The sequence below is a fragment of the Mycobacterium sp. SM3041 genome, from assembly GCF_039668335.1.
Classification (GTDB): Bacteria; Actinomycetota; Actinomycetes; order Mycobacteriales; family Mycobacteriaceae; genus Mycobacterium.
This window is the reverse complement of sequence record NZ_JAYXBQ010000080.1, coordinates 103,240-119,534: the sequence shown is the minus strand read 5'-3', so window position 1 is coordinate 119,534 and position 16,295 is coordinate 103,240. Positions and strand designations below refer to the sequence as shown.

At 69.2% G+C, this 16,295-nt stretch carries 17 protein-coding genes; 8 read left to right on the top strand and 9 right to left on the bottom strand.

The genetic code is table 11. The features are described from left to right. Positions 1-97 precede the first annotated feature (97 nt). The 5 genes from VXD91_RS29255 to VXD91_RS29235 are packed head-to-tail and all read right to left on the bottom strand — an operon-like array spanning position 98 to position 3,921. A complete protein-coding gene (locus VXD91_RS29255; protein WP_346417041.1) occupies positions 98-937 on the bottom strand; it encodes an alpha/beta hydrolase in 840 nt (279 codons plus the stop codon). Between the two features lie 45 nt (positions 938-982). Continuing rightward, complete coding sequence (locus VXD91_RS29250) at positions 983-2,266, bottom strand: primosomal protein (protein ID WP_346417040.1); 1,284 nt, start codon at positions 2,264-2,266, stop codon at positions 983-985. A gap of 10 nt (positions 2,267-2,276) precedes the next feature. Next, complete coding sequence (locus VXD91_RS29245; protein ID WP_346417039.1) at positions 2,277-2,459, bottom strand: hypothetical protein; 183 nt, start codon at positions 2,457-2,459, stop codon at positions 2,277-2,279. Positions 2,460-2,518: 59 nt separating this feature from the next. Further along, positions 2,519-3,619: a C40 family peptidase gene (locus VXD91_RS29240; RefSeq protein WP_346417038.1), complete on the bottom strand. Its 1,101-nt coding sequence runs from the start codon at positions 3,617-3,619 to the stop codon at positions 2,519-2,521. Then, positions 3,616-3,921 carry a type VII secretion target gene (locus VXD91_RS29235; RefSeq protein WP_346417037.1) on the bottom strand — a complete coding sequence of 102 codons (306 nt, stop codon included), beginning with the start codon at positions 3,919-3,921 and terminating at the stop codon, positions 3,616-3,618. The genes VXD91_RS29240 and VXD91_RS29235 overlap by 4 nt, the downstream gene beginning before the upstream one ends. 50 nt (positions 3,922-3,971) lie before the next feature. Here VXD91_RS29235 and upp point away from each other — a divergent pair, with 50 nt between their 5' ends. Beyond that, positions 3,972-4,595: a uracil phosphoribosyltransferase gene (gene upp, locus VXD91_RS29230; RefSeq protein ID WP_346417036.1), complete on the top strand. Its 624-nt coding sequence runs from the start codon at positions 3,972-3,974 to the stop codon at positions 4,593-4,595. On the opposite strand, the gene VXD91_RS29225 is transcribed toward upp, so the two are convergent. After that, positions 4,592-5,128 (bottom strand): hypothetical protein, encoded by a 537-nt coding sequence (locus VXD91_RS29225; RefSeq protein WP_346417035.1) that lies wholly within the window; start codon positions 5,126-5,128, stop codon positions 4,592-4,594. The genes upp and VXD91_RS29225 overlap by 4 nt on opposite strands. Before the next feature lie 83 nt (positions 5,129-5,211). Continuing rightward, positions 5,212-6,720 (bottom strand): phospho-sugar mutase, encoded by a 1,509-nt coding sequence (locus tag VXD91_RS29220; RefSeq protein WP_346417034.1) that lies wholly within the window; start codon positions 6,718-6,720, stop codon positions 5,212-5,214. A 242-nt stretch (positions 6,721-6,962) separates the two neighbouring features. Between VXD91_RS29220 and VXD91_RS29215 the strand changes: the two genes are divergently transcribed. Further along, a complete protein-coding gene (locus tag VXD91_RS29215; RefSeq protein ID WP_346417033.1) occupies positions 6,963-7,163 on the top strand; it encodes a hypothetical protein in 201 nt (66 codons plus the stop codon). Positions 7,164-7,229: 66 nt separating this feature from the next. On the opposite strand, the gene VXD91_RS29210 is transcribed toward VXD91_RS29215, so the two are convergent. Further along, positions 7,230-8,090: a purine-nucleoside phosphorylase gene (locus VXD91_RS29210; protein ID WP_346417032.1), complete on the bottom strand. Its 861-nt coding sequence runs from the start codon at positions 8,088-8,090 to the stop codon at positions 7,230-7,232. A gap of 1 nt (position 8,091) precedes the next feature. Here VXD91_RS29210 and VXD91_RS29205 point away from each other — a divergent pair, with 1 nt between their 5' ends. From VXD91_RS29205 to VXD91_RS29195, 3 genes are all read left to right on the top strand, one after another. Further along, positions 8,092-9,303, top strand: a complete 1,212-nt coding sequence (locus tag VXD91_RS29205) for a M20 family metallopeptidase (protein WP_346417049.1) — start codon at positions 8,092-8,094, stop codon at positions 9,301-9,303. Next, positions 9,300-10,469, top strand: a complete 1,170-nt coding sequence (locus tag VXD91_RS29200; protein WP_318986384.1) for a M20 family metallopeptidase — start codon at positions 9,300-9,302, stop codon at positions 10,467-10,469. The genes VXD91_RS29205 and VXD91_RS29200 overlap by 4 nt, the downstream gene beginning before the upstream one ends. A 215-nt stretch (positions 10,470-10,684) precedes the next feature. Beyond that, a complete protein-coding gene (locus VXD91_RS29195) occupies positions 10,685-11,572 on the top strand; it encodes a hypothetical protein (protein ID WP_346417031.1) in 888 nt (295 codons plus the stop codon). Positions 11,573-11,666: 94 nt separating this feature from the next. Here the strand turns inward: VXD91_RS29195 and VXD91_RS29190 are convergent, their stop codons facing one another. Further along, a complete protein-coding gene (locus tag VXD91_RS29190; RefSeq protein ID WP_267318214.1) occupies positions 11,667-12,134 on the bottom strand; it encodes a gamma-glutamylcyclotransferase in 468 nt (155 codons plus the stop codon). Between the two features lie 60 nt (positions 12,135-12,194). Between VXD91_RS29190 and VXD91_RS29185 the strand changes: the two genes are divergently transcribed. The 3 genes from VXD91_RS29185 (at position 12,195) to VXD91_RS29175 (ending at position 16,292) form a co-directional block, all read left to right on the top strand. Then, positions 12,195-13,610 (top strand): NAD(P)H-quinone dehydrogenase, encoded by a 1,416-nt coding sequence (locus VXD91_RS29185; RefSeq protein WP_318986386.1) that lies wholly within the window; start codon positions 12,195-12,197, stop codon positions 13,608-13,610. A 73-nt stretch (positions 13,611-13,683) separates the two neighbouring features. Continuing rightward, positions 13,684-15,429, top strand: a complete 1,746-nt coding sequence (locus tag VXD91_RS29180) for a glycerol-3-phosphate dehydrogenase/oxidase (protein ID WP_318986387.1) — start codon at positions 13,684-13,686, stop codon at positions 15,427-15,429. Next, positions 15,426-16,292: a pseudouridine synthase gene (locus VXD91_RS29175; RefSeq protein ID WP_346417030.1), complete on the top strand. Its 867-nt coding sequence runs from the start codon at positions 15,426-15,428 to the stop codon at positions 16,290-16,292. The genes VXD91_RS29180 and VXD91_RS29175 overlap by 4 nt, the downstream gene beginning before the upstream one ends. The last annotated feature ends 3 nt before the right edge of the window (positions 16,293-16,295 follow it).

Sequence of the window (16,295 nt, the reverse complement as noted above, 5' to 3'; positions counted from 1 at the left end):
TTCTTGGGAAATTCTTACGCCTTGCTAACTAATTTTGCAACGCGGCGTAGTTGTGTGTCGGCTGTGAGCGGGCGCGGTGGCCGGGCGACTCGGGGTTTCAGTCGGACAGAACGGCTCGCAGCGCGTCGGCGAATTCGCCGGGCGCACTCATGAACCCGCCGTGATCGCCTGGGAAGATGACTGGCTCGACGCCCAGCAGGCGGCACAGCGCCAGTGAGGTGCCGTAGGTGATGAGATGTTCCGACTCGGCGCCGATGCCCACCACGACCCGGCTGGCCCGCAACGCCTCAATATCAGGCAGATACGTTGTGGTGCAGAGCAATTCATGGTTGAAGAACCGGGACAGGTCGGCGAGTTGCTTGGTCATCTCATCGGGAGCGGGCGGCGGCCCCTGCGGCCCGGGAGCGCCGTCGTCGGCCTGATCGAAGCCCGCCGTCGCCATGAACTTCGCCATGGCCGCGCCCGGCCCGTCGCTGTGGAAGGTGTCGATGATCTCCCGCGTCGCGGCGCGCTGCCTGGCGGCTTCCGAGGCCGGCAACAACTCCAGCAGCGGCGGCTCGTGCGCGATCAGCGTCCGAACCCAACCGGGGTACTTGGCGGCCAGCGCCAGGCCGGTCACCGCGCCGCCGCTGGAGCCGAACACGTCGGCCGGACCGGCGCCGAGATCCTCGAGGACCGCGGCGACGTCGTCGGCCCGCAGTTCGGGCGTCGAGTCCTGTGCGGGATCGTCGATGGGGCTGGCACCGAGTCCCCGCGGGTCGTACGTCACGACGGTGTGGTCGGCGGCCAGGGCGTCGGCCACCGCGGCGAACTCCGATGCCGTCATGGGCGAACCGATGACGGCCAACACCGGCCCGCTGCCCCGCACCTCGTAATGCAGCGTGGCGCCGGGAACGGCGAGATTTCGGACGATGGGCTGGGCGCTGGTCTGGGTCATGTCAGTGCAGACCCGACCGACCGGCCTAACTCATCGCACCGCGCGTCATTCCTGACGCAGGCGCGACTCGACGAAACGCTCCAGCGTCTCCCACTGGGCGACGGCCTCGGCGTACGGCTTCGACGGGGCGCCGACGGTCTCGGGCTCCAGCACATGACCGACGAACTTGCCCAGCGGCTGGCTGGTGGTCAGGTACTTGTCGGCGGTGCCGTCCTCGGCGTAGTCGCACACGTCGCGCACGAACTCGACCGCCAGGTCCAGCTGCTCGCGGTCGACGGCCTCGGGGCCGTCGGCGATGTCGTCGGACAGGCCACTGAGCACGTAGACGTTGTCCTCGGTGACGCGGATCTGCAGCGAGCCGTCGGTGGCAGCGGTGCGGATGTCGCTGTAGGCCTCGAAGCTGGACAGGTCGCTCTCGTGCTCGTCGGCCAGGTAGCGGGCCAGCGTGCGCTCCGAGCCGAACACGCTGATCCGGCCGTTGCGGCCGAGGAACCGCGGCTGGTCGTTGTAGTAGCAGCGCAGCGTGTAGAGCGTGGCGCCCTTGGTCATGATGCGGATCGGGTCGATGCCGACGCGCTCCCAGAAGTCCTCGTCGCTGCCGAGCAGCTGGCGCTCGGCCTGCGCGGTGAGGGCCGCCTCCTCGGAGTCGGTGTCGACCTCGTCCTCGATGACGACGTCGTCGACGTCGGTCTCGTCGACCTCGTCGAGTTCGTCTTCCTCGGGCTCGGGTGCGGGCCCGTCGAGTTCGGCCTGGGCCTTCTCGGCGGCCTTGGCGTCGACCTCGGGGGTGGTCACCAGGGCGTCGATGGCGTCCAGCACGTGGTCCCAGCTGCGGCCGACGGCCGCCTCGATGTCGGCCCAGCGCTTACGGCCGGCCCGGCCCGAGTAGGCCTCGGCGCCGCCGCCGAGCGTCGACAGCACGGGGTTGCCGTTGAAGAACTTCGCGACCGCGATCAGATCGCAGACCGAACCGAGCGCGCCGACCACCTGGAGCGTCCGCCGCAGCGAGGTGACGGACTCCTCGGTGGGCTTCTCGGCGACCAGCTCGGGCACGCCGACCAGGTCGTGGATGTGGCTCTCGTCGGGGTTGAGGCGGTGTGCGTTGGCCTCGCCGAGCGCCTTCCACTTCGGGTGGTCGGCGAGGTCGTTGTCGGTGTTGGTCCGCACGAAAGCGGCCAGGTCCGCGACGGATTCGAAGGCGTAGAGGTCGTCGCCGTGACCCAGGAACGCTTCCCACTCGTCGTCGGAGTCGCGCCACAGCGGCGCCCACAGGGTGTACAGATCGCCATTGGTCAACCCGAGCCGAACCGGCACGATGTCAGCAGCCATGCGGCACAGCCTATCGACGTGTGGGTCGGGCCACGCTGGGGGCATCTTGTCGGTGCAGATCGTCGCGCAGGTGGCGCAGGGCGGTGGTGACATCAGCGGTGGCGTCGGCCCTCGACAGCTCGGCAGCCGTACGCCGGAACACCGCGAGCGCCGCGCGGGCGCGGGCCATCGCGTCGTCGTATTCCGGCTTCATCTATGGGCCGCATTCCTCATCGCGCTCGTTCCTCGCTGCTTGATCGTCATGCGGCGGTGTCATGCCGTCGGGCGGAAGAAGCCGTGGAAACCCTGATTCAGGTTGGTCGTCCGGATCGGGGACAGCTGAACCGGATCGCCCGCCTCGACCATGAGACCGTTCCCGACGATCATCGCGACGTGGCCGTCCCACACCGCGAGGTCGCCCGGGCGCAGCGAGCCACGGTCGACGGCGGCGCCCACATCCTGCTCCTGCGCCAGCCGCGGCAGGTCGAGTCCCGCTTCGCGGTACGCCCACTGCGTCAGGCCGCTGCAGTCCAGGCCAACGCCGGGCGTCGTGCCACCCCACACGTACGGCACGCCGAGCTGGGTGAGGGCGTGCCGCACCGCGTCGGCGGCGACCTTGTTCGGTGCGGTGGCGGTGCTGCCGTCGGGCAACGTGACGGCCTCACCGGCGCCGAACTTCCCGGGGTCGGGTGGCCGGCGGTGGTTCCGTGTGCTGAGTGCCGCTTGCGCGGCGTGCGCTGCGGGAGTGGCGAGGGCGCCGAGTCCGCCGGCCCCGGTCGCACCTTGGCCACCGGACGCACCCAGGCTGGGCAGGGTCGCGGCCGGGCCGGATCCGCTCGTCTCCCAATCTGATCCGTGGCTCTGGGGCGCGGGGGCACTCGTCGTCGCGGTGATCTGCTCGGCCTGCGTGGCGAGTTCGGTGTGCAGCTCGTCGACAACGGTGATGGCCTCAGCCAGGGCCCGGCCGGCTTCGTCGACGAGGGCGGCGGCGTCGGCCGGGGATTCGAGAGTGGCTTCCAGTTCGGTCGCCCGGGCCTCGAAGTTCTGGAGGATGGTTTGGAGGCGCTCGCGGGCCCGGGCCACCGCGGCAGCGACCCGTTCGGTGTGCGTGCTCAGTTGCCCGGCCGTCATCGCCATCGCCACGATGGCGGTGACCGCCGCGCTCGCGAACTGGCCCGCACTGCCTGATGCCGTGCCGGTCCACTGGTCCTGGGTCCGCTGCCACCCGTCGTCGGCAGCGGCGGCCACGCCGTCGAGCCCGGTTTGCACCGCACGCAGGGCACCGGCCGGATCCGCGCCCGAGAAGCCGGGGCCCACCAGTGCCTGCACGTCTCGGATCGGCGCGGCCAGCGCGGCTGTCAGGGAGCCCGTCACCACCAGGTTCCGATCCGGCCGCCGACGTTGTGGTCGGCGGCGACGAAGGTGTCCGCGGTGGCGACGGCGGTCGTGGCGCCGGCGTCGAGATGCGCGCTGAGGCGGTACGCCAACTGGGCCTGGTGGTGCGTCGCCTGCGCCAGGGCGGCGGCGAAGGCCTCGCCCACGGGGCCGAACACGTCGAACTGTCGGGCGATGGCGGTCAGGTCCGCGGCGTGCGCGGCCAGTTCGGTGCTGTGACCGCGGTAGTCCGCGGACAGGTTGTGCAGGGCTGACGGGTCCACGGTCAGGTTTCGGATCATGTGGATAAGACGGGCGCCGCGCCCGTTCGGTTCCATTAATGTTGGCGCCCATGGACGTCCGGGTCGTCGATCACCCTCTGGCCGCGGCGCGGCTGACCACTCTGCGCGACGAGCGCACCGACAACGCCGGGTTCCGGGCGGCTCTGCGCGATCTGACGCTGATGCTGGTCTACGAGGCCACGCGCTCGCTGGCCAGCGAGGAGTTGCCGGTGCAGACCCCGGTCGCCGCGTGCACCGGCTCGCGTCTGTCGAACCCGCCACTGCTGGTTCCGGTGCTGCGGGCGGGCCTGGGCATGGTCGACCAGGCACACGCGCTGATTCCGGAGGCCCAGGTCGGCTTCGTCGGTATGGCGCGCGACGAGACGACGCACCAGCCGACGCCGTATCTGGAGTCCCTGCCGGCCGACCTGAGTGGGCGGCCGGTGATGGTGCTCGACCCGATGCTGGCCACCGGTGGGTCGTTGGCGTACACCCTGCAACTCCTGGTCGACCGCGGGGCCGACGACATCACCGCGGTGTGCGTGGTGTGTGCGCCGGAGGGAATTGCGTTGGTGGAGAAGGCGGTTCCGTCACTGCGACTGTTCACGGCCACCATCGATGCCGCGCTGAACGACGATGCCTACATCGTGCCGGGCCTGGGCGATGCGGGGGATCGGCAGTTCGGTCCGCGCTAGTGGACGATCGGCCCGGTCGGGGTCGGTAGCGGGGTTTGGGTCGGCCGGGGAACCGCGTCGGGCAGGTTCGGCTTGCCGGTGGAGTCGACGGACACCGTGCCGCCCCAGGCCATGAGAGCGCCGGTGTTGCAACCGCCTTCGATTCCGGTGGCGAAGACGCTCACCTGCATCGCGCCTGCCGACATGTGGGCATGCGGGCCCACGGCGGTCTGACCTGGGCTGAGCCGGTAGCTGCTGCTGAGGGTGCCCGGAGTTCCTGCGGGACTGACCGAGAAGCGCACCGAGATATCGGAACAGCCGTCGGCGGCGTTGGTGAAGGACGGCTGCACCCAGTCGTCGGTCGGAAGGTCGAAGCGGAGCACCGCCGGCTGCCGGCAGTCCTGCACGGTGGCAGGCCGACAGTACGTCGAGATGTACTGCTCGGCGTGGACCGCGGCCGCCGGTGGGGCGAGAGCGATGCCCGCAGTACCGATTCCGCCGATCAGGACCGTCGCGGCGCCACCGCAGCGGCGAGCGAGTGTGTTGTCCGACATGCCGACACCTCTTTCCTCCGTTGAATCGAGGCTAAGTCGCACAGGAGCCCGCCGGATATAAGGGATCTCCCTACGGTTCGGCGTCAGGCCGGGGCCAGCAGGCCGGTGACCACGGCCTCGACGTCGCGTAGTTCGGCTGCGGCCGACGTCCGACCGGTCGCCAGATCGGCGGTCGGCGGCTTGCTGACCTCGATGTAGCACTTGATCTTTGGCTCGGTTCCCGACGGGCGCACCGCCACCCGCAGGCCACGGCCGGTGAAGACCAGGGCGTCGGTGCGCCGTTTTCCGCGCAGCTCGGCCAGGTCCTCGGTCCGGACCGGGACACCGGCGATCTGGGCCGGCGGCTCGGCGCGCAGGCGGGCCATCACCGCGTCGGCGTCGGTGTGCACCGAGACCGCGCCGGTGGCGTGGACGCCGAATTTCGTGGCCAGGGCGTCCAGTCGATCCTGCACCGTCTGGCCCTGATGGCGCAGCGCCACAACCAGATCGCAGAACACCACGGCCGCGCTGATGCCGTCCTTGTCGCGTACGGCATCGGGGTCGACGCAGTGCCCGATGGCCTCTTCGTACGCGTACCGCAGCGTGGCGCCAGGGATGTCCTGGTCGGCGCGCGCCAGCCATTTGAAGCCCGTCAGCGTTTCGACGTGGTGGGCCCCGTGGTCGGCGGCGATCTTCGCGAGCAGCTGAGATGAGACCAGTGAACTGGCGACGACGGTGGTCCCGGCTTCCCCGGGAGTCAGGTTCGACAGCAGATAATCGCCCAGCAGCCAACCGGTTTCGTTGCCGGACAACAGGCGCCAGCCACTCGTGGTCGGGATGCCCACGGCGCAGCGGTCCGCGTCGGGGTCCAGGGCGATGGCGACTTCGGCGCCGGCCTCGGCGGCGAGGGCGAGCAGCAGGTCGGTGGCGCCGGGTTCCTCGGGGTTGGGGAACGCGACGGTGGGGAAGTCGGGATCGGGTTCGAATTGTGTTGCCACCGTTCGGATATCGCTGATGCCGGCGCGGTTCAGGACGTCGATCGCCAGCGCGCCACCGACACCGTGCATCGCGGTCAGCGCCACCCGGACCTCGCCTTGTGTCCGGCGTAGTGACCCGGCCCGGCGCGCGTACTGCTCGATGAGGGTTTCGTCGACGGGCGTGACGGGCTGCCGGGCGATGCCGGTCGGTGCCTGCCGCATGGCCGTTTCGATGTCCCGGTCGGTGGGTGGGACGATCTGGATGCCGCCGTCGAAGTACACCTTGTAGCCGTTATCGGCAGGGGGATTGTGCGAAGCGGTGATCTGTACGCCGGCAACGGCGTCGAGCTGCCGCACCGCGTAGGCCACGACCGGGGTCGGCGCGGGGTGGGGGAGAAGGATGACGGAAAACCCTTCGGCGGCAAAGATTTCCGCGGTCGCGGTGGCGAATTCGTCGGAGTGGTGCCGGGCGTCCCGGCCGACCACGACCGTCGACCCGCCCAGGCAACGGTCCTTGAGCACCTGCGCCACGGCCCACGTCGCGCGGCTGACGGTGGTGACGTTCATGGCGTCGAGGCCCTCACGCATGGGGCCACGCAGGCCCGCGGTGCCGAAGGTCAGGGGTGTGTGGTTCACGGGGCCATTGTGCTCGCAGTGGGCGGACGTATGCGGCGACGTTGGAAAGATGACGACGGGACTATCTACGAGTGGGACAGCCAGCACGGCAAGGTTGAGGTCTACAACAAGCGTGGCGTTCATCAAGGCGAGTTCGACCCGGGCACGGGTGCGCAGACAAAGCCAGCAGATCCCGGAAGGAAGGTGGAGCCGTAGTGCTTACGTGGTGGCTTCAGGGTTTTGACCGCACGACGGAGCGACTAGTGCAGGAAACTCATCTGACCCGTCTGACGGTGGCTGCGATTCGCGAGATCCTGCGGGTCGACGATGACATTCCTGTGGAGCCCTTTGACTTCGATGTTCCGAACCTCGATGCGGTTCGATCACTGGCGGAGTATGCGGATCAGCCGATTGCAATCGATGAAGCGCTCATCTATCAGTTGGGTTGCTACGAGGGCTCATAGAAGTTTCGAAACGCCTGAATCGGCTTTCGTTGGGCGTTGCCTCCATCAAAGCTTGGTGTCGCTGTCTCACAACCGCGCCAACACCTCGGCCAGCAGCGTCCCCATCCGGGTCGCTGACTGGCGCCCCGCCTCCAGGACTTCGGCGTGGCTCAGCGGCTCACCGGTCATGCCGGCCGCCAGGTTGGTCACCATCGAGATGCCGAGCACCTCGGCGCCGCCGGCGCGGGCCGCGATGGTCTCGTGCACCGTCGACATGCCGACCAGGTCGGCGCCCAGGGTGCGCAGCATCCGGATCTCGGCGGGTGTCTCGTAGTGCGGGCCGGGCAGCCCGGCATACACGCCTTCGGTCAGCGACGGGTCGACCGCGCGGGCCAGTGCCCGCAGCCGCGGCGAATAGGCGTCGACCAGATCGACGAACTGGGCGCCGACCAGAGGCGACCGCGCCGTCAGGTTCAGGTGGTCGCTGATCAGCACCGGCTGGCCCACCGAGTACTCCGCGCGCAAGCCGCCGGCGGCATTGGTCAGCACCACGGTGCCCACACCGGCCGCGATGGCGGTGCGCACAGGGTGCACGACATGGCGCAGGTCGTGGCCCTCATAGGCATGGATGCGGCCCAGCAGGACCAGCACGTTGCGGCCGCCGACCTGCAGCGCGAGCGCCTGACCGCCATGACCCGACGCGGTCGGTGGGGTGAATCCGGGCAGGTCACCCATGGCGATGGTGGCTGACGGCTCGCCCAGCACGGCGGCGGCCGGGGCCCAGCCGGAACCGAGGACGACCGCCACGTCGAAGCCGGCGATTCCGGTGCGGTCACGGATGGCGGCGGCGGCCGCAGCGGCGGCGGAGTCAGGGGTGGCCTGCGGATCGGTCACGGCGTCCACCTTAGTTGCCAGCTGCGGCCGAACAGGCCGGTGCGATACTTCCATGATGCTGACGGGAGACGCCATGCAGACGGTCACCGATGCCGTCGCGCGTCACCGTGCCGATTTGATCGAGCTGTCCCACTCGATCCACGCCGAACCGGAACTGGCTTTCGCGGAGCACCGCAGTTGCGCGAAGACCCAGGCGCTCGTGGCCGAGCGCGGCTTCCAGGTCACCCCGGCCGCCGGCGGCCTGGATACCGCGTTCCGTGCCGACTACGGCAGCGGCGAGCTGGTGATCGGCGTCTGCGCCGAGTACGACGCGCTGCCCGGTATCGGACATGCGTGCGGGCACAACATCATTGCCGCGTCGGCGGTCGGCACGGCGCTGGCGCTGGCCGAGGTCGCCGACGAGATCGGCATCACCGTGGCATTGATCGGCACGCCCGCCGAAGAGGCCGGCGGCGGAAAAGCGTTGCTGCTGAACGCCGGGGTGTTCGACGACGTCGCGGCATCGGTGATGCTGCACCCCGGTCCGGTCGACATCGCGGGGGCGCGGTCCCTGGCGCTGTCCGAGGTGTCTGTGGCCTACCGCGGGCGCGAGTCGCACGCCGCCGTCGCGCCCTACCTGGGCATCAACGCCGCCGATGCGGTCACGGTCGCGCAGGTCGCGATCGGGCTTCTGCGTCAGCAGTTGACGCCCGGTCAGATGGTGCACGGCATCGTCACCGACGGCGGTCAGGCACCGAACGTCATTCCGGCGCATACGGAATTGCTGTACACGATGCGGGCCACGGACTCCGCGTCACTGGACGAACTGGAAGTACGCATGTTCTCGTGCTTCGCGGCCGGCGCCTTGGCGGCGGGCTGTACGCACGAGGTGACGGAGGTGTCGCCGCGGTATGACGCGCTGACGCCCGATCCGTGGTTGACGACGGTGTTCCGCGCCGAGATGGAGCGTCTCGGCCGGACGCCGCTGCCGGTGGACCTGGAAGTGTCTGTGCCCCTTGGTAGTACCGACATGGGCAACGTCACGCAGGTGATGCCGGGAATCCACCCGGTCGTCGGGATCGAGGCCAATGGCGCGTCGATCCACCAACCGGAGTTCACCGCGGCGGCGGCGGGGCCGAGTGCGGACAAGGCCGTCACCGAAGGCGCGATCATGTTGGCGCGCACGGTGGTTGCGCTGGCGCAGGCGCCTGACGAGCGGGCTCGGGTTTTGCAGAAGATGGCGGACCGGGCGGCGGTTCAGCGACAAGTGAAGGCAGGGCGCGGATGACCCTCTCGGACCACGCCGAGCGCTGGCTGGCCACGAACTACGACGACCTGGTCGGCTGGCGGCGGCATCTGCACGCCAACCCCGAGTTGGGCCGGCAGGAGTTCGAGACCACCAAGTTCGTTGCGACGCGGCTGGCCGAGGCCGGGTTGAACCCGAAGATTCTGCCCGGCGGTACCGGCCTGACGTGCGATTTCGGTCCCGAGGACCGGCCGCGGATCGCCCTGCGCGCCGACATGGATGCGCTGCCGATGGACGAGCGCACCGGCCTGCCGTTCGCCTCGACCGTGCCCAATGTGGCGCACGCCTGCGGACACGACGCGCACACCGCGGTGCTGCTCGGCACCGGGTTGGCTCTGGCGTCGGCGCCGACGCTGCCGGTCGGTGTGCGCCTGGTGTTCCAGGCCGCCGAGGAGCTGATGCCCGGCGGCGCGCTGGACGCCATCTCCGCGGGTGCACTGGCTGGTGTGTCGAGAATCTTTGCGCTGCACTGTGATCCGCGGCTCGAGGTCGGCAAGGTCGCCACCATTCCGGGTCCCATCACCTCGGCCGCCGATCAGATGGAGATCACCCTGCACTCGCCGGGCGGCCACACGTCGCGCCCGCACCTGACCGGTGATCTGGTCTACGCGCTCGGCTCGCTGATCACCGGGGTGCCCGGCATCTTGTCCCGCCGCGTCGATCCGCGGCACAGCACCGTCATGGTGTGGGGCGCGGTCAACGCCGGATTCGCGTCGAACGCCATCCCGCAGACGGGCACCCTGGCCGGGACCATCCGCACCGCCAGCCGTGATGCCTGGGTCGAGATGGAATCGATTGTCCGCGAGATCGTTTCGTCCCTGCTGGCGCCGCTCAACGTGGATCACACGGTGCTGTACCGCCGCGGCGTCCCGCCGGTGGTCAACGAGGAACTCTCGACGCGCATCATGACCCACGCCATCGAGGCGCTGGGCCCCGATGCCCTGGCCGACACCAAGCAATCCGGTGGCGGCGAAGACTTCTCGTGGTATCTCGAGGAGGTGCCGGGGGCCATGGCGCGCCTCGGCGTGTGGCCCGGCGTCGGCCCGCAGTTGGACCTGCACCAGCCGACCTTCGACCTCGACGAACGCGCCCTCGCCGTCGGCGTCCGGGTCCTCGTCAACATCATCGAACAGGCCGCCGCTTTTTAACCCGCGGGCGCGCGTGTCTGCTCCTAACCGCGAGCGGCCGTGTTTGTACGCCGACACGCCGCGTTTCGCGTGCATCTTGGGGCCGCTCACGCTCGCCGAGGGGCCGTGAACTGCGCACCTGATCCACGTGCCGCGAAATTCCACAGTTCGTGATTGATCCACAGATCGTCTGATGCGCCTTTCGGCCACAGCCGTGGAAGCCGAGCATCAACGACGTGGACGCCGACCTTCAAGCACTACTCGACCTCCAGCATGGAGTAGCTACCAGCGCTCAGATCCTGTCGAAGCTGTCCCGCAGGACATTTGACTCGTATCTGAAAACTGGTGCCCTCGAACGTATCTGGCAAGGGATCTACTCACGGGGTGAACCCGACGACTGGACGCGGCTGCGCGGCCTGGACCTCTCGGCCGGCAAGCCGGTCCCGGTGTGTCTGGGGACGGCGGCGGCCCTCTACGGATTCGACACCGAGAATCCCAAGGACCTGCATGTGCTCAATCCCGCAGGTTCGCATCTGCGGCACGCTGATGGACTGGTGATCCATCGCCGCGACGGCGCACCGATGGTTGTGGAGCAGGGCCGGCTCGCGACCGCGCCCGCGTGGACTGCGATCGAAGTGGCACGCTCGCTGCGAAGGCCACGCGTACTGGCGACGCTCGATGCTGCTCTGCGTTCCGGCACCTGCGACCGGGTGGAGTTGTCACGAGCGGTGACCAGGCAGGCCGGACGTCGCGGAATCGTCATCGTGAGGGAGATGTTGCCGATCGCAGATCCGCGCGCGGAGTCGCCGATGGAGAGCGAGGCCCGCCTCGTGATGATCGACGGCGGTCTACCGATGCCCGAACTACAGTACGAGGTCATCGACGGTCGAGGAAAGCTGCGTCGGCTGGATTTCGCATGGCCGCAGTACATGGTCGCCGCCGAGTACGACGGATTGGATTGGCACAGCGGACCGGACGCGATGTTGGCCGACCGCGAGCGCAGTTCGGCACTGATGGACGTCGGATGGACGGCGATCTCGATGGTCTTCGAGGACGTCCGCTACCGCCCGGACGACCTCGTCGCGCGCATCAACGCGAACTTCGGGCGCGCTCGCGCCGCCTGAGCGGCCCCAAATTGCACGCGAAACACGGTGTGTCGCTGTACAAACACGGCCGCTCGCGGAAAGGAGGTTGCCGCTCGCGGGAAAGAAAGAGGGACTACGGCCCGATGTTGCGGGAGGGGCGGGTGCGGAGGTGGTGGACGTAGTCCGCGGGGGCGCCGGCGATCTCGGCGGCCTCGGCCATGACGCCGAGGTACCGCGCCGAGGGCAGCCCGCCTTCCCAGGCGTCGACGACGTACATCCAGGCCAGCACGGGGTCGGTCGAGGTGTCCGACGACACCCGGTGCACCCGGCAGCGGATCTTCTTGTGGATCCCCAGCTCGGAGCCTTCCCACCGGTCCAGGCGTTCCTCGTCCTCGCGGGTCATGTCGTAGAGCACGACGAAGACCTTCGAGAGTGGATCCTCGACCAGCGTCGCCAGCGCGCCCTCCCAGCCGATGTCGGCGCCGGCGAACGTCAGTCGCCAGCCATGCAGCCATCCCGTGGCCGCCATCGGAGAATGAGGCGCCCGCTGAAGCATCTGCTCCGGATGCATGTTCGATCCGTAAGCGGCGTAGAGCGGCACTCGGCAAGCCTACGGCTTGTTGTCCGGCGACCAACACCCAACTCGGGGTTAGATGTAGCCGTGGCTACCCGCATCGTGATCATCGGCGGCGGTCCCGCCGGATATGAGGCCGCCCTGGTCGCCGCCGGTTACGGCCGTGAGGCAACCGAGGTGACCGTCGTCGACCGCGACGGCATCGGCGGTGCCTGCGTGCTCTGGGACTGTGTGCCGTCCAAGACCTTCATCGCGTCGACGGGCGTGCGCACCGAGCTGCGCCGCGCCGACGGGCTGGGCTTCGACATCAAGATCGAGGACGCCAAGATCTCGTTGCCGCAGATCAACAACCGGGTCAAGACGCTGGCTCGCAGCCAGTCCGTCGACATCGGCGGGCAACTGCTGCGCGCCGGCGTCAACGTCGTGGCCGGCCGCGGCGAGCTCGTCGACAGCATCCCGGGAATGGCGCACCACCGGGTCAAGGTCACGACGCCCGACGGGCGGTCCGGCGTGCTGAAGGCCGACGTGGTGCTGATCGCCACCGGCGCCAGCCCCCGGGTCCTGCCCAACGCGGTGCCCGACGGCGAACGCATCCTGAACTGGCGGCAGCTGTACGACCTCACCGACCTGCCGGAGCACCTGGTCATCGTGGGCTCGGGCGTCACCGGCGCCGAGTTCTGCAACGCCTACACCGAACTGGGCGTCAAGGTCACGGTGGTGGCCAGCCGCGACCAGATCCTGCCGCACGAGGACTCCGACGCCGCCGCGGTGCTGGAGGAGGTGTTCTCCGAGCGCGGTGTGACGTTGGTCAAGAACGCGCGCGCCGATTCGGTGGTCCGGACCGAGACCGGCGTCAAGGTCAGCCTCGCCGACGGCCGCGTCGTGGAGGGCAGCCACGCGTTGATGAGTATCGGGTCGGTGCCCAACACCTCGGGCCTGGGGCTGGAGAAGGCCGGCATCGAACTCGGGCCGGGCAATTACCTGACGGTCGACCGGGTGTCGCGCACCAAGGCGCCGGGCATCTACGCCGCGGGCGACTGCACCGGCCTGCTGCCACTGGCCTCGGTGGCCGCCATGCAGGGCCGCATCGCGATGTATCACGCACTGGGTGAAGGGGTTTCGCCGATCAGGCTGCGGACGGTCGCCGCCGCGGTGTTCACGCGCCCGGAGATCGCCGCGGTCGGCGTGCCGCAGTCCGCGATCGACGCCGGCACGGTGCCGGCCCGCACCCTGATGCTGCCGCTGAACACCAACGCGCGAGCCAAGATGTCGCTGCTCGAGCACGGTTTCGTGAAGATCTTCTGCCGCCCGGCCACCGGTGTGGTGATCGGCGGCGTCGTCGTCGCGCCGATCGCCTCCGAGCTGATCCTGCCGATCGCGCTGGCGGTGCAGAACCGCATCTCGGTGACCGATCTGGCGCAGACGCTGTCGGTCTACCCGTCGCTGTCGGGCTCGATCATCGAGACGGCCCGCCGGCTCATGGCTCACGACGATCTGGACTGACACGCGAACCGCACCGACCACGTAGGCTCGGTCACGCAAGGCCTACCGACGAGTAACCACGAGGAGTTCCGCCGTGAGTGACCCGATTCCCGGTCCGGGCAATGGTCAGACCCTGCTGAGTCCCGCGCAGCGCGACACCGCATGGAACCGGTTGGGCTCCGAGCAGTTCGACGTCATCGTGATCGGCGGCGGTGTCGTCGGCGCCGGTGCGGCGCTCGACGCGGCGACGCGCGGCCTGAAGGTCGCCCTGGTCGAGGCTCGCGACTTCGCGTCCGGCACTTCCAGCCGCAGCAGCAAGATGTTCCACGGCGGCCTGCGCTACCTGGAGCAGCTCGAGTTCGGCCTGGTTCGTGAGGCGCTGCACGAACGCGAACTGTCCCTGACGACGCTGGCGCCGCATCTGGTGAAGCCGTTGCCGTTCCTGTTCCCGCTGACCAAACGGATCTGGGAACGTCCCTACATCGCCGCCGGCATCTTCCTGTACGACCAGCTCGGCGGAGCCAAGTCGGTGCCGGCGCAGAAGCACCTGCTCAAGGCCGGGGCGCTGCGGCTGGCACCCGGGCTCAAGCGCAGTTCGCTGATCGGCGCGATCCGCTACTACGACACCGTCGTCGACGACGCCCGGCACACCATGACCGTCGCCCGCACCGCGGCGCACTACGGCGCCGTTGTCCGCACCTCGACGCAGGTGGTGGCGCTGCTGCGCGAGGGCGACCGGGTCACGGGCGTGCGGGTCCGCGACTCGGAAACCGGTGCGGTGACCGAGGTGTGCGGCCACGTGGTGGTCAACGCCACCGGCGTGTGGACCGACGAGATTCAGGCCCTTTCGAAGCAGCGCGGCCGGTTCCGGGTCCGCGCCTCCAAGGGCGTGCACATCGTCGTCCCGCGGGACCGCATCGTCAGTGAGGTGGCGATCATCCTGCGTACCGAGAAGTCGGTGCTGTTCGTCATCCCGTGGGGGACGCACTGGATCATCGGCACGACCGACACCGACTGGAACCTGGACCTGGCGCACCCGGCGGCGACCAAGGCCGACATCGACTACATCCTCGGACACGTCAACAAGGTGCTGGCGACACCGCTCAACCACGACGACATCGACGGCGTCTACGCGGGTCTGCGCCCGCTGCTGGCCGGTGAGAGCGAGGAGACCTCGAAGCTGTCCCGCGAGCACGCGGTCGCGGTGCCGGCCCCGGGCCTGGTGGCCATCGCCGGCGGCAAGTACACCACCTACCGGGTGATGGGCGAGGACGCCATTGACGCGGCCAGTGAGTTCGTGCCGACGCGGGTGGCGCCGTCGATCACCGAGAAGGTGCCGCTGCTGGGTGCCGACGGCTACTTCGCGCTGATCAACCAGACCGAACACGTGGGCCAGCACTATGGTCTGCACCCCTACCGGGTGCGGCACCTGCTGGACCGTTACGGCTCGTTGATCGGTGAGGTGCTGGACATGGCGGCCGACCGGCCTGACCTCTTAGAACCCATCACCGAGGCGCCGGTGTACCTGAAGGTCGAGGCCTGGTACGCGGCCGCGGCCGAGGGCGCACTGCACCTCGAGGACATCCTGGCGCGCCGCATGCGGATCTCCATCGAGTACCAGCACCGCGGCGTCGACTGCGCCCGTGAGGTCGCGGAAGTTGTTGCGCCCGTGCTGGGTTGGAGTGCCGAGGACGTCGACCGCGAGGTCGCCACCTACCTGGCGCGTGTCGAGGCCGAGGTGCTGTCGCAGACGCAGCCCGACGACGAATCGGCCGACGCGCTGCGCGCGGCGGCTCCCGAGGCCCGGTCCGAGATCCTCGAGCCGGTGCCGCTCGATTGAGCCTGCCCGTCCGTCCCGGATACGAGGGGATCGGGCCCGCCCGGCTACGGGTGCACGGTGGGCCGGTGCTGGCTGAGCTGCGGTCCCGGTTCGGCGACGAGGCGGCCGCCAAAGTGCTTGCCGGCGAGGTGCTTTGCGCCGACGGGTCGGTCGTCTCCGACACCACGGAGCTACCGGCCGGCGCGTTCATCTACTGGTACCGGGACCTGCCCGACGAGGTCGTCGTCCCGTTCGACGTGCCGGTGCTGTACCGCGACGACAACATCGTCGTGGTCGACAAGCCGCACTTCCTGGCGACCATGCCGCGCGGTGGGCACGTGGTGCAGACAGCGCTGGTGCGGCTGCGCCGGGCCTTGGGACTATGGGAACTCTCACCGGCACATCGGCTGGACCGGCTGACGGCCGGTGTCCTGGTGTTCACCGCGCGGCGCGAGGTCCGCGGGGCGTATCAGACGATGTTCGCCTCGGGCGGGGTGTCCAAGACGTATCTGGCCCGATCGTCGGCGGGGACGCCGGCCGGGCCCGTCGAGCTGCGGAATCGAATTGTGAAGCGGCGCGGGTCTTTACAGGCCGTCATCGAGCCCGGTGAGGTGAACGCGGTGACGGCAGTCGAGCCGCTGGGGGACGGGCTGTTCCGGCTGACGCCGGCCACCGGCCGCACCCACCAGTTGCGGGTGCACATGAACTCGCTCGGGCTGCCCATCGACGGTGATCCGTTGTACCCCACGGTGCTCGAGGTTCCTGTCGGCGACTTCTCCACACCGCTGCAGTTGTTGGCCCACCGGCTCGCATTTGTCGACCCGGTGACCGGAGAGCAGCGGGAGTTCGTCAGTGAGCGGACGTTGGCGAACCGGCCCGAATAAGCC

Coding starts and splice junctions, on each gene's coding strand:
- VXD91_RS29210 (WP_346417032.1), bottom strand. CDS start 8,090: ATGGAAGTATCGCACCGGCCTGTTCGGCCGCAGCTGGCAACTAAGGTG.
- VXD91_RS29250 (WP_346417040.1), bottom strand. CDS start 2,266: ATGGCTGCTGACATCGTGCCGGTTCGGCTCGGGTTGACCAATGGCGAT.
- VXD91_RS29225 (WP_346417035.1), bottom strand. CDS start 5,128: ATGTCGGACAACACACTCGCTCGCCGCTGCGGTGGCGCCGCGACGGTC.
- upp (WP_346417036.1), top strand. CDS start 3,972: ATGGACGTCCGGGTCGTCGATCACCCTCTGGCCGCGGCGCGGCTGACC.
- VXD91_RS29255 (WP_346417041.1), bottom strand. CDS start 937: ATGACCCAGACCAGCGCCCAGCCCATCGTCCGAAATCTCGCCGTTCCC.
- VXD91_RS29200 (WP_318986384.1), top strand. CDS start 9,300: ATGACCCTCTCGGACCACGCCGAGCGCTGGCTGGCCACGAACTACGAC.
- VXD91_RS29235 (WP_346417037.1), bottom strand. CDS start 3,921: ATGATCCGAAACCTGACCGTGGACCCGTCAGCCCTGCACAACCTGTCC.
- VXD91_RS29245 (WP_346417039.1), bottom strand. CDS start 2,459: ATGAAGCCGGAATACGACGACGCGATGGCCCGCGCCCGCGCGGCGCTC.
- VXD91_RS29205 (WP_346417049.1), top strand. CDS start 8,092: ATGCTGACGGGAGACGCCATGCAGACGGTCACCGATGCCGTCGCGCGT.